At 70.1% G+C, this 12,220-nt stretch carries 11 protein-coding genes; 2 read left to right on the forward strand and 9 right to left on the reverse strand.

Going from position 1 to position 12,220, the window contains the following annotated elements:
* Positions 1 to 106: 106 nt before the first annotated feature.
* Positions 107 to 673 carry a phasin family protein gene (locus tag TSH58p_RS04245; protein WP_109067832.1) on the forward strand — a complete coding sequence of 189 codons (567 nt, stop codon included), beginning with the start codon at positions 107 to 109 and terminating at the stop codon, positions 671 to 673.
* A 78-nt stretch (positions 674 to 751) separates the two neighbouring features.
* Here TSH58p_RS04245 and TSH58p_RS04250 read toward each other — a convergent pair whose 3' ends face one another.
* Positions 752 to 2,269 carry a bifunctional UDP-sugar hydrolase/5'-nucleotidase gene (locus TSH58p_RS04250; RefSeq protein WP_109067831.1) on the reverse strand — a complete coding sequence of 506 codons (1,518 nt, stop codon included), beginning with the start codon at positions 2,267 to 2,269 and terminating at the stop codon, positions 752 to 754.
* Positions 2,270 to 2,438: 169 nt separating this feature from the next.
* On the opposite strand from TSH58p_RS04250, the gene TSH58p_RS04255 reads away from it, so the two are divergent.
* A complete protein-coding gene (locus TSH58p_RS04255; protein WP_109067830.1) occupies positions 2,439 to 3,152 on the forward strand; it encodes a type 1 glutamine amidotransferase in 714 nt (237 codons plus the stop codon).
* 3 nt (positions 3,153 to 3,155) lie between these two features.
* On the opposite strand, the gene TSH58p_RS04260 is transcribed toward TSH58p_RS04255, so the two are convergent.
* The 8 genes from TSH58p_RS04260 to TSH58p_RS04295 all read right to left on the reverse strand — a co-directional run bounded on the left by TSH58p_RS04260 (position 3,156) and on the right by TSH58p_RS04295 (position 11,923).
* Complete coding sequence (locus TSH58p_RS04260; RefSeq protein ID WP_109067829.1) at positions 3,156 to 4,766, reverse strand: NTP transferase domain-containing protein; 1,611 nt, start codon at positions 4,764 to 4,766, stop codon at positions 3,156 to 3,158.
* 15 nt (positions 4,767 to 4,781) lie between these two features.
* Entirely contained in the window at positions 4,782 to 5,498 is a 717-nt protein-coding gene (locus TSH58p_RS04265) for an XdhC family protein (protein ID WP_109067828.1), read from the reverse strand.
* Entirely contained in the window at positions 5,495 to 5,809 is a 315-nt protein-coding gene (locus TSH58p_RS04270; RefSeq protein ID WP_035673760.1) for an XdhC family protein, read from the reverse strand. Before TSH58p_RS04270 ends, TSH58p_RS04265 begins: the two co-directional genes overlap by 4 nt.
* Positions 5,806 to 7,005 carry a VWA domain-containing protein gene (locus TSH58p_RS04275; protein ID WP_109067827.1) on the reverse strand — a complete coding sequence of 400 codons (1,200 nt, stop codon included), beginning with the start codon at positions 7,003 to 7,005 and terminating at the stop codon, positions 5,806 to 5,808. Before TSH58p_RS04275 ends, TSH58p_RS04270 begins: the two co-directional genes overlap by 4 nt.
* Positions 7,006 to 7,012: 7 nt before the next feature.
* Positions 7,013 to 7,936 carry a MoxR family ATPase gene (locus TSH58p_RS04280; RefSeq protein WP_109067826.1) on the reverse strand — a complete coding sequence of 308 codons (924 nt, stop codon included), beginning with the start codon at positions 7,934 to 7,936 and terminating at the stop codon, positions 7,013 to 7,015.
* 251 nt (positions 7,937 to 8,187) lie between these two features.
* Positions 8,188 to 8,982 (reverse strand): xanthine dehydrogenase family protein subunit M, encoded by a 795-nt coding sequence (locus tag TSH58p_RS04285; protein ID WP_109067825.1) that lies wholly within the window; start codon positions 8,980 to 8,982, stop codon positions 8,188 to 8,190.
* A 15-nt stretch (positions 8,983 to 8,997) separates the two neighbouring features.
* Complete coding sequence (locus TSH58p_RS04290; protein WP_109067824.1) at positions 8,998 to 11,388, reverse strand: xanthine dehydrogenase family protein molybdopterin-binding subunit; 2,391 nt, start codon at positions 11,386 to 11,388, stop codon at positions 8,998 to 9,000.
* 37 nt (positions 11,389 to 11,425) lie between these two features.
* Positions 11,426 to 11,923, reverse strand: coding sequence for a (2Fe-2S)-binding protein (locus tag TSH58p_RS04295; RefSeq protein WP_109067823.1), 498 nt, complete (start codon positions 11,921 to 11,923; stop codon positions 11,426 to 11,428).
* Positions 11,924 to 12,220: the final 297 nt, after the last annotated feature.

The raw sequence follows: 12,220 nt of genomic DNA on the forward strand, positions 1-12,220 counted from the left end.
CATCATGGTATATGGATGCTTGTGTCGCACTGCACAAAATTCGCGGCATCCAAGAAAAATGGGGGGAGCGTCCGAATCGGACGGAACGAAACCAGGAGCAAGGCAGATGGCTTCAGAGAAGGACGCGCAGACCATCGCGCGCGACACCGCCGCCAAGGGCCGGAATGTTGCCGAGGACACCACCCGCCGAATGGCGGAGACCGCTGCGGAGGCGACCCAGCGCGGCGCCGACACGGCAAGCGACATGATGGGTAAGGCGACCCAGGTTGCCGGCCAGGTCGCCGGCCAGACCTCCGATCAACTCAACCGCATGATGGGCCTGTCCGCGGAAGCTCAGGGCGAAGTGGCCCAGCAGGCCCGCGAGAACATGGACGTCATGACGCAGTGCGGGTCCGTGCTGATGGACGGGATGCAGTCCATCATGCGCGAATGGATGGGCTTCGCGCAGGAAGCCATGGCCCGCAACGCCGAAGGCATCAACGCGATGATGCGCAGCCGGTCCGTCCAGGACCTCTACGCCGCGCAGAGCAGCATGGTCAAAGACGAGATGGAACTTCTGCTGAACCGCAGCGTGAAGATTTCGGAGCTGTCGGCGAAAACCGCGAACGACGCGGTGCGGCGGCTGAACGCGCGGGCCGAAGGGGCCGCGCGCCAGGTCCGCCGCAGCGCCTGACGCTTCACCAACGATCCATCCTGGCCTTGCGCCCCCGGACCGGCCGGTCCAGGGGCGTTTTTTTTGCCCGCGCTCCGGTCACTTCGCGACGATGCGGCCTTCCACCTTCGGAGCCACCGTCTTCCTCGCCTCCACATAGTCCATGACCATGGTCGCCATCAGCACGGCGCCGGAGGCGTCCACCACCGTCCGGCCGCGGGTCAGCGCGGCGTAGCCGTCGCCGCCCTTCAGCATGTAGTCGTTGGTCGCCACGCGGTAGGTCCTGGCGGGGTCGAGCGGCTGGCCGCCCACCGTCACGCCGGTCACGCGGGTGCCGGAGGGCAGCTTCGGGTCGTAGGTGAAGGTCAGGCCCGACACCTGCGGGAAGCGCCCGGCCTTGTCCTCCACCTTCGACACGCCATGCTCCAGCGCGGCGAGCAGGTCAGCGCCGGACAGCTGCGTCAGCACGGCGACGTTGCCGAAGGGCATCTCCGCGAAGATGTCCTTGCGGGTCAGCGAACTGCCGGCCGGGTGCAGCGTGTCGGCGCGGATGCCGCCGCCGTTGGTGATGGCGACGTCGGCCTTCAGCCCGTCGCGCAGCGCGTCGGCGATCAGGTTGCCCATCGTCGTCTCCTGCGAGCGGACGACGTCCTTGCGGCTGTCCAGGTCGGTCTCCGTCCGCCCGATCACCCCGGCCAGCGTGGCGTCGAGCTGGTCGGTGTAGCGCTTGACCAGAGCGCCGACCTCCGCGTCCGAAGCCACCCCGGCGGTTGTGACGAAGCGCCAGCCGGCGGGCGACACGGTGGTCGCCGGCCCCTTGTCGGTGGCTTTGGTGCTGACCGCCAGATCGATGACGCCGAGATAGTGGCCGTCCGCCCCGGCCTTCAGGATCAGGGTCGATCCCTCGTAGAAGCTGATCGGATCGTGGTCGTGGCCGCCCAGCACGAGGTCGATGCCCTTCACCTTGACGGCCAGATCGCGGTCTTCCGTGATGGTCTGGTGGGTGAGCGCGACGACGACGTTCGCCCCCTCGTCGCGCAGCGCCTTCACCGCCAGGGCCGCGGCGGCCTGCACGTTGGTGAAGGTCGCCTCCGCCCCGCCGCCGGACAGATGCGCGGTTTCCGGAGTGAGGACGCCGAGGAAGCCGACCTTGACGTCGCCGACCGTCTTCGTCCAGGTGGCGACCGAGCCGGGGAGCGGCTGACCGTCCGGCCCGGCGATGTTGGTGCCGACCCAGGGGAACTTCGATTCGGCGATGCGGGCCTTCAGCACCTCCGTCCCGAAGTCGAACTCGTGATTCCCGAAGCCGACGACGTCCACGCCCATGGCGTTGAACAGGGCGGGCATCTGCGCGCCCCGCGTCGTTCCCGACAGAAGGGACGGAGAAAGGAAGTCGCCGCCGACCGTCGTCAGCGCGCCGGCGTTGCGCTCGCGCTCCGCCTTCAGCACCGTCATCAGGGGGGCGAAGCCGCCGCGGCCCTTCACCGGGGAAATCTCGTAGATGTCGTTGAAATGCAGGAAGGTCAGCGTGCCGTTCTGCGCCACGGCCAGAGCAGGGAAAAGCAGGGTGCCGGCGAGGGCGGCGGCCCCCGCCAGCGTGCGAATCCGGGTCAGCATCGATCTCGTCTCCCTGGGGAAGTTGAAAGGCTTCCTTCGCGTCTTCGCACTCTACGCTGTCCCGCGGCGCGGCGCATAGCCGCCTTGCACCGCTTGATTTCGCCGCCACCGCCGCTCATGAACGGAGCATCCGCCCCGCGGACTCCGCTCCAACCGACATGGCCCCTCCATGCGCATCCTGGTCGTCCAGAACAACCGAAACGCCCCCGCCGGACTCGTCGGGAACGCGCTGGCCGAGTTCGGCGCGACGCTGGTCACCGTCGCCGCGGACGAGGGGGAGGCGCTGCCCGCCACGCCGGAGGGTTATCACGGGCTGCTGGTTCTCGGCGGACCGCAGGACGCCTGGAACGACGCGCAGGGGCCGCACTTTTCGCGGGTCATGGAACTGATCCGCGCCTTCGCGGCGGAGGAGCGCCCGGTGATGGGCATCTGCCTTGGGGCGCAGTTGGCTGCCCGTGCCTTCGGCGCCCGCGTCTACCGCCATTCGGTGGCGGAGATCGGCGTGGGCGCGGTCCGGCTGTTCGACGCCGCTTCGGACGATCCGCTGCTCGGCGGGCTGGCGCCGGAACTGCACATGGTGCAGTGGCACTACGACACCTTCGAGTTTCCCGAAGGCGCCGTGCCGCTGGCCTGGAGCGACGCCTGCATGCGTCAGGCCTTCCGGCTCGGCCGCAACCTCTACGCCTTCCAGTTCCACCCGGAGGCCGACGCCGCCATCGTCCGCGGCTGGGCGGAGAAGTTCGGCGTCGACTCGCGGGAGCGCAACCGGGCCGTCCTCGACGGGCTGGACGCCGCGCTGGAGCGGCATCTGCCCGCCGCCGGGACGGTCGCCCGGACGATCTCCCGCCGCTGGCTGGATCTGGTGATCGAACGGGCCGCCTGAGCCTTACCCGCGCAGTTCCGCCAGAAGCTCCGGCGTGTCCACGTCATAGAGGATGCCGCCGTCCTCCACCGGCACCTCCACCACCTGATCGGCGTGGGTGGTCAGCAGGGTCTTGGCGCCGGCATCGCCGGTCAGCTTCGCCATCTCCGCGAAAAAGCCGCGGTCCCACAGGACCGGGTTGCCGCGCTTGCCCTGGACGGTCGGGACGCAGACGGTCCGGCCCTCCAGCGGGTTGTAGGCGGCGATCAGCCGGTCGATGGCCTGCGGCGTGACGCGCGGCATGTCGCCGAGGCACACCACCACCCCATCCACATCCGCCGGCAGGGCGGCCAGCCCGGCGCGCAGCGAGGCGCTGAGCCCGTCGGCGAAGGACGGGTTGTGGACGATGGTCAGCGGGCGTCCGGCCAGCGGCGCGGACACCGCCTCCGCCATGTGGCCGGTCACCACCACCACCGGCTTGGCCTGCGAGGCCAGCACCGCTTCGACCGTGCGGACGACCAGCGGCTCCCCGCCGACATCGGCCAGCAGCTTGTTGCTGCCGCCCATCCGGCTCGACCGTCCGGCGGCCAGCACCAGCGCGGCGATGCGCGGCGCCCGCGGCGGCTCCACCGCGACGGCGCCGGCGCGGGGCAGGGGGCGGCTGGGAATCTCGGCCAGCAGGCCGCCCACGCCCATGCGCATGACGTCGGCCCGCGGCACCGGAATGCCCGCGGCGATGCGCTGAAGCACCCAGTCGAAGCCGTTCAGCTTGGGCGACCGCGCGCAGCCGGGCAGGCCGAGCACCGGCGTCTCGCCGATGCGGGCCAGCAGCAGCAGGTTGCCGGGATCGACCGGCATGCCGAAATGCTCGATCACGCCGCCCGCCCGCTCGATGCCCGCCGGCAGCACGTCGCGCCGGTCGGTGATGGCGGAGGCCCCGGCGATCAGCAGCAGATCGACGCGCCCCGCCGCCGCGATGGCGTCGGCCAGAGCCGCCTCCCCATGGTAGCAGCGCGAATCGCGGACCAGCCGCCCGCCCATCGCCTCCAGACGGTTCCGCGTCACGGCCACGGTCTTGTCGAGGACGCTGTCCTTCACGCCGGGCAGGCGGGTCTGGATCAGCGCGGCGGTCAGCGGACGGAAGGGGGCGACGCGCAGCGCCGGCATCCCGGCGGACGCTTCGACCTCCGCCCCCTCCACGGCGCCGCGGGGGGCGGCGAAGGGGATGATCTTGACCGTGGCGACCATCTGGCCGGGCTCGACCGGCGCGAAGGCGGGCAGGGTGGCGACCGTTACGCTTTCGTCGATGAGGTTCAGCGCGTTGATCCGTTCGACATCCGGAACGAACAGGCCGCGCGATTCCGCGAACAGATTGACGCGGCCGGTGAAGGCGGCGCCGACGGTGATCTCCTGCCCCTTCAGGGCGGCGGCGATGCGGGCCGCCGCCGCGTCCTCCCCCACATCGTCGGGGCCGGGCTTGGCGGCGGTCACCGTCGTGAGGCCGGCGTCGCGCAGCGCCGTCACGTCCTCGGCGCTGAGGATGCGGCCCTTCTTGAAGCTGACGGAGCCGCGGCGGACCGAATGCGCCAGGATGGCGCCCTCCAGCTCCCGCAAGGGCAGCGGGCCGAAAAACATGGCGATGAACTCCTGTCAGGCCGCGCCGGCCTTGCGCCGCACGGCGGTGATCTGGGCCATGACCGACAGGGCGATCTCCGCCGGGGTCACGGCGCCGATGTCCAGCCCGACCGGGGCGTGGATGCGCGCCAGCTCCGCGTCGGTCACGCCCTGCTCCATCAGCCGCTCCAGCCGCTTGGCGTGGGTGCGCCGGCTGCCGAGCGAGCCGACGTAGAAGGCCGGGGAGCGCAGGGCCACCAACAGGGCCGGGTCGTCCAGCTTGGGGTCGTGGGTCAGGGTCACCACGGCGGTCCGATTGTCGATCTTCAGATCCGTCAAGGCTTCGTCCGGCCAGGAATCGTGCAGGGAGACGCCGGGAAAGCGCGATTCCGTGGCGAAGGAGCCGCGCGGGTCGATGACCGTGACGGCGTAGCCGGTCAGCGCGGCGAGGGGGGCCAGCGCCTGGGCGATGTGCACGGCGCCGACCACCAGCAGGCGAAGCGGCGGGTTGTGGGTCTGAACGAACAGCTGGGCGCCGTCCTCCTCGTCCTCCGGATCGGTGATGAGGCCGGAACGATCCTGGCGCAGCCGTTCCCGGACCTCCGCCAGACGGTCGGCCTCCAGCCCGAAGCCGCCGTGGACGGCGTCCTCGTAGACCAGCGTCTGCAGGCCGGTGCCGAGGTCGGTGACCAGGGCCACGGGACGCCCGGCCTTGCGGGCGGCCAGCAGCCGTTCGGTGATGTCGCGCTTCATTCCACGGCCTCGACATAGACCTGCACCCGCCCGCCGCAGGCCAGCCCGACCTCCCAGGCCATTTCGTTGCTGACCCCGAAGGAGATCATCCGGGGCTCGCCGTCCTCCATGGTCTTGCGCGCCTCGTGCACCACGGCCCCCTCGATGCAGCCGCCGGAGACCGAGCCGATCATCGAACCGGCGTCGTCCACCGCCATCTGGCTGCCCACCGGGCGGGGGGAGGACCCCCAGGTGGCGACCACCGTCGCCAGGGCCACCTTGCGGCCCTCCGCGCGCCAGCCCGCGGCCTGCTCCAGAATATCGTCTTTCATGCGGCCTCCTTCAGCCACTTGCGCAGGCTTTCGGCCCGTCGCGGCCCGTCGCGGTTCAGCGCGTCGGCGAGCCCGGCCAGACTGTTCAGGTTGTGGACCGGGCGGAAGTCGTCCACATGCGGCAACAAGGCCCGGATACCGCTGGATTTTGGTGCGAACCCCTCCCACCGCAAGAGCGGGTTCAGCCAGACCAGACGGCGGCAGCTCTTGTGCAGGCGTTCGGCCTCCACCGCAAGCCCCTCGCCGGCATCCCTGTCCAGCCCGTCGGTGATGAGCAGAACCACCGCCCCCTGGCCGAGGACCCGGCGCGCCCAGATCCGGTTGAAGGCATGCAGCGCCGTGCCGATGCGCGTTCCGCCCGACCAGTCGGCCACCGCCGCCGACACGGCGTCCAGCGCCACGTCCACGTCCTTGTGCCGCAGATGGCGGGTGATGTTGGTCAGGCGGGTGCCGAAGACGAAGCTGTGCACCCGGTCGCGGTCGTTGCTGACCGCGTGCATGAAATGCAGCAGCATCCGCGAATAGCGCGTCATGGAGCCGGAGATGTCGCACAGCACCACCAGCGGCGGCGGCCGCGTGCGGCGGCTGCGCCGCGCCAGATCGGCCAAGTCCCCGCCGGAGCGCAGCATCCGCCGCAGCGTCGCCCGCGGGTCCACGCGCGGCCCCTGCGGGTCGGGGCGATGGCGGCGGGTCGTCACCTCGGCCACCGGCAGGGCGATGCGGGCGAGCATGCGCTTGGCCTCGGCCATTTCCGCCGCCGACATTTTCTCGAAGTCCTTCTCCTGCAACCGTTCCTGGGCTGAAACGGTGAAGGCGGCGTCCACCTCGATCTCCGACTTCTCCGGCCCCTCGGCCTCCGGCGCGGTGCCGCGCAGCGCGTCGGCGACGCGGCGGGACAGCGGGTCCTGGCTGTCCGGCGACTCCGTGCGGATGGTCGGCAGCATCAGCCCCATCATCCGCTTCAGGATGTCCGGGTTGCGCCAGAAGACGTGGAAGGCCTGGTCGAAGACCTCCCGCTGGTCGCGCCGGTTCACGAAGACGGCGTGCAGCGCCCAATAGAAATCCGCCCGGTTGCCGATCCCCACCGCCTCCACCGCCTCGACGGCCTGGAGCAGTTTGCCCGGTCCGACCGGCAGACCCGCCGCCCGCAGCGCGCGGGCGAAATGCATCAGGTTGATGGCGAGGCCGCCTTGCATCGTCTGCTCACCGCGCCGTGGAGGCGGCGAGTTCCGTCTTGACCTGGGCCAGGATGCGCGCGGCCTCGCTGCCCTGGATGCGGGCGATGTCGTCCTGGTACTTCAGCAGCGTGCCCAGCGTGTCGTTGATGACGGAGGGTTCCAGTTCCAGCTGGTTCAGTTCGACCAGCGCCTGCGCCCAGTCCAGAGTCTCCGCGACGCCCGGCGCCTTGTAGAGGTCCATCCCGCGCAGGCTCTGCACGACGCCGACGACCTGGGCGGCCAGCCGCGCGTCGGCCTCCGGCGCCTTCACCGCCAGGATGGCGCGTTCGCGTTCGGCGTTGGGGTAATCGACCCAGTGGTAGAAGCAGCGCCGCTTCAGCGCGTCGTGAATCTCGCGGGTGCGGTTGGAGGTCAGGATGACGATGGGCGGCTCCGGCGCCGTGACCGTGCCGAACTCCGGGATCGAGACCTGGAAGTCGGAAAGGATTTCGAGGAGATAGGCTTCGAACGGCTCGTCGGTGCGGTCCAGCTCGTCGATCAGCAGGACGGGCGCCCCGGCCGGATCTGGCTCAAGCGCCTGGAGCAGCGGACGTTTGATGAGGAAGCGCTCGGAAAAGAGGTCGGCGGCGAGCGCGTCCCGGTCGCGGTCGCCCGACGCCTCGGCCAGCCGGATCTCCATCATCTGCCGGGCGTAGTTCCACTCATAGACCGCCGCGGCGACGTCCAGCCCCTCGTAGCATTGCAGCCGCAGCAGGCGCCGGCCCAGCGTGGCGGACAGCACCTTGGCGATCTCGGTCTTGCCGACCCCGGCCTCGCCCTCCAGGAACAGCGGGCGCCGCAGCTTCAGCGCGAGGTACAGCGCCGTCGCCAGGGACCGGTCGGCGACGTAGTTCCCCCGCCGCAGCAGGTCCAGCGTGGCATCGACGGAAGCGGGGAGGGTGTTGGACATGGTGGGCGGAGTGCCTTGCAAGGTGCGGTAGCCCTCTCACCTCCGGGGAGAGGGTGGCCCGGAGGGCCATTCGCGCTGGCCGAAGGCCAGCGCTGACGGCGGCAGACGGATGTCTACGGCATCCGCTGAGAGCCGGTGAGGGGGATGTGCTTATGGGAAGTCTGGCAAGAATGGGAAGTCTGGCAAAAGCACACCCCCCTCACCCTGACCCTCTCCCCAGAGGGGAGAGGGAACTTTAGAGGTTAAGGGCCTTACCCACACGCCTCCACCGCGCGCCGGGCCATCACCCGCACCAGATGGGCGCGGTAGTCGGCGCTGGCGTGGATGTCGGCGTTCAGCCCGTCCGCCGACACCGACGCGCCGTTCAGGGCGTCGGCGCGGAAGTCCTGGGCCAGCGCCGCCTCCATGTCGTCCGCCCGGAAGACGGACGGGCCGGCGCCGGTCACCGCCACGCGCACCTCGCTGCCGAACACGGCCACGAAGACGCCGACGATGGCGTAGCGGCTGGCCGGGTTGCGGAATTTGGCGTAGGCGGCCTTGTCGGGCTTCTGGAAATGCACGGCGGTGACGATCTCACCGGGCTCCAGCGCCGTCTCGAACATGCCGGTGAAGAAGTCGTCGCCGGCGATCTCCCGCCGGTCGGTCCGCACCGTCGCCTTCAGCGCGACGACCGCGGCCGGGTAGTCGGCGGAGGGGTCGGCGTTGCAGATCGACCCGCCGAGCGTGCCCATGTTGCGCACCTGCCGGTCGCCGATGCCTTCGGCGAGGCTGGCCAGCGCCGGGATGACGCGCTGCACGACGTCGGAATGGGCCACCTGGGCGTGGCGGGTGAAGGCGCCGACGGTCAGGCCGCCGGCCTCCTCCCGGATGCCCTGAAGCTCCGGGATCTGGCCGAGGTCGATCAGGTCGCTCGGCCGGGCGAGGCGCTGCTTGAGAGTCGGCAGGAGCGTCTGCCCGCCGCCCAGCAGCTTGGGGTCCTCGAACTGGCCCTGCAGGGCGACGGCGTCGGCGACGCTCTTGGGGCGGTGATAGGTGAAGGCGTACATGATGTCTCCTCCCTCTTACTCGGCCGCCTGGGCGGGGGTGTGGCGCCGGATCGCCTGCCAGACCCGCTCCGGGGTCGCCGGCATGTCGAGATGGGTGACGCCGTACTCGGACAGGGCGTGCACCACCGCGTTCATCACGGCGGCCGAGGCGCCGATGGTCCCGGCCTCGCCGCAGCCCTTCACGCCCAGCGGGTTGTGGGTGCAGGGCTGGTCCTCGTGGTAGCGCACCGTGAAGGACGGCACATCGTCCGCCCGCGGCATGCAGTAGTCCATGTAGGACCCGGTGATGAGCTGGCCCGAATCCTCGTCGTAGACGCAGTTCTCGTACAGCGCCTGCCCGATGCCCTGGACCAGCCCGCCATGGACCTGCCCCTCGACGATCAGCGGGTTGATGACCCGCCCGAAATCGTCCACGGCGGCGAAGCTGACCACCTGGACCACGCCGGTGTCGGGGTCGATCTCCACCTCGCAGACGTGGCAGCCGTTGGGGTAGGTGAAGTTCTTCGGGTCGTAGAAGGCCTGCTCGTCCAGCCCCGGCTCCAGCTCGTCGAGCGGGAAGTTGTGCGGGACGTAGGCCTGCAGGGCGATGTCGCCGATGGTCAGGGCCTTGTCGGTGCCGGCCACGACGAAGCGTCCGTCCTTCACCTCGATGTCGGTCTCGGCGGCCTCGAGCATGTGGGCGGCGATCTTCTTGGCCTTGCGCTCCACCTTGTCCATCGCCTTGACGATGGCCGACCCGCCGACCGCCAGCGAGCGCGAGCCGTAGGTGCCCATGCCGAAGGGGATCTTGCTGGTGTCGCCGTGGACGATCTCGACATTGTCGATCGGCACGCCGAAGCGCTCGGAGACGAGCTGCGCGAAGGTCGTCTCGTGCCCCTGGCCATGGCTGTGGGAGCCGGTGAAGACCGTCACCGAGCCGGTCGGGTGGAAGCGCACCTCCGCCGATTCATACAGCCCCGCCCGCGCGCCCAGCGCCCCCGCGACGTTGCTCGGCGCGATGCCGCAGGCCTCGATGTAGGTGGCGAAGCCGATGCCGCGCAGCTTGCCGCGCCGGGCGGACTCGGCCTTGCGCGCCGCGAAGCCGTCGTAATCGACCAGGGGCAGGGCGATGTCGAGATTCTTGGCGAAGTCGCCCGTGTCGTACTGCAGCGCCACCGGGGTCTGGTAGGGCATGGCGCTGGCCGGCACGAAGTTGCGGCGGCGCAGCTCCGTCTTGTCGATGCCCGTCTCGGCGGCGGCGACCTCGACCAGCCGCTCGATCAGGTAGCAGGCCTCGGGACGGCCGGCGCCGCGGTAGGCGTCCACCGGCACGGTGTTGGTGAAGACCGCCTTCACCTCGGCGTAGATCGCCGGGGTCTTGTACTGGCCGGCCAGCAGCGTGGCGTAGAGGTAGGTCGGGATCGACGGCGCGAAGGTCGACAGATAGGCGCCCATGTTGGCGATGGTCGCGACGCGCAGAGCCAGGAAATTGCCGTCCTGGTCCATCGCCAGCTCGGCGTGGCTGACATGGTCGCGGCCATGGGCATCGGTCAGGAAGCTCTCGGAGCGTTCGGCGGTCCATTTCACCGGGCGTCCGACCTTCTTCGCCGCCCAGGTGACGACGGCCTCCTCCCCGTAATGGAAGATCTTGGAGCCGAAGCCGCCGCCGACGTCGGGGGCGACGACGCGCAGCTTGTGCTCCGGGATGCCCAGCACGAAGGCGCCCATCAGCAGACGGATGACGTGCGGATTCTGGCTGGTGGTGGTCAGCGTGTGCTCGCCGGTCGCCCGGTCGTACTCGCCGAGGGCCGCCCGCGGCTCCATCGCGTTGGGGATGAGCCGCTGGTTGACCAGATCGAGCTTGGCGACATGGGCCGCCTGTGCGAAGGCCGCGTCCACCGCCGCCGCGTCGCCCAGATGCCAGTCGAAGCAGAGGTTGCCGCCGACGTCGTCATGGACCAGCGGCGCGCCGCCCTCCAGCGCCTTCAGCGAGGTCACCGCCGCCGGCAGCTCCTCGTAATCGACCATCACCAGCTCGGCGGCGTCCTTCGCCTGCTCGCGCGTCTCGGCGATCACCACGGCGACGGCGTCGCCGACGTAGCGCGCCCGGTCGCGGGCGATGGGGAAGTGCGGCGGCTCCTTCATCGGGGAACCGTCCTTGGAATGGATCTGCCAGCCGCAGGGCAGGCTGCCGACCTTGTCGGCCTCCATGTCGGCGCCGGTCAGCACGGCGATCACGCCGGGGGCCTGCATGGCCTCGGCCGCGTCGATGCCGGTGATGCGGGCGTGGGCGTAGGGGGACCGGACGAAGACCGCGTGGGTCTGGCCGGGCCGGTTGATGTCGTCGGTGTAGGTGCCGCGCCCGGTCAGGAAGCGCGCGTCCTCGCGCCGGCGCACGGAAGCGCCGATGCCGGTGGGGTTCGCCATCTTCGTGTTCCTCCCATGTGAGCCTTGCTTCCGCCCGTTATTCGGCGGCGGCCTTCATCGTGCCGCCCTGCATCGCTTCCGCCCCGGCCATCACCGCCTTGACGATGTTGTGGTAGCCGGTGCAGCGACAGATGTTGCCCTCCAGCCCCTCGCGGACCTCGTGCTCGCTGGGAGAGGGGTTGGCCGTCACCAGATCGACGGCGCTCATCACCATGCCCGGCGTGCAGAAGCCGCACTGCAGGCCATGATGCTCGCGGAAGGCGGCCTGCATCGGGTGCAGCGTGCCGTCCGCCGCCGCCAGCCCCTCGATGGTGGTGACCGCGGCGCCGTCGGCCTGGGCGGCCAGCATGGTGCAGGACTTCACTGACCGCCCGTCCACATGGACGACGCAGGCACCGCACTGGCTGGTGTCGCAGCCGACATGGGTGCCGGTCAGGCCGATCTGGTCGCGGAGGAAGGTGACCAGCAGGGTCCGCTCCTCCACCTCGCGCGAGACCGCCTTTCCGTTGACGGTCATGGAAACGGTACACGGCATCCGCTGTCCTCCCATTGTTTGGTGACGTTTTGCAGCCCCGGACCTTCGCGACGCTTCTTTCGACGGTTCTTCCAACTCTGCGGGATAAAGTGTGGCGCAGGACCAACCGGAACAAGGATAGGGGGTCGTCGTCCTTTCCGGTCAAGACACCGTTCGGCCTCCTCCGAAGGGAGAGTGCTCGTGCCGAACCGCCGCGCGTCTATCGGTTCCTACGGACTGGCGGACCCACCGCCCACAAGTTAGGATAGCCAACAATCCGGCGCAAACCAAAGCGTCTTACGAACGATCCGCAACGGA

This window comes from Azospirillum sp. TSH58 (assembly GCF_003119115.1).
Taxonomy (GTDB): Bacteria; Pseudomonadota; Alphaproteobacteria; order Azospirillales; family Azospirillaceae; genus Azospirillum.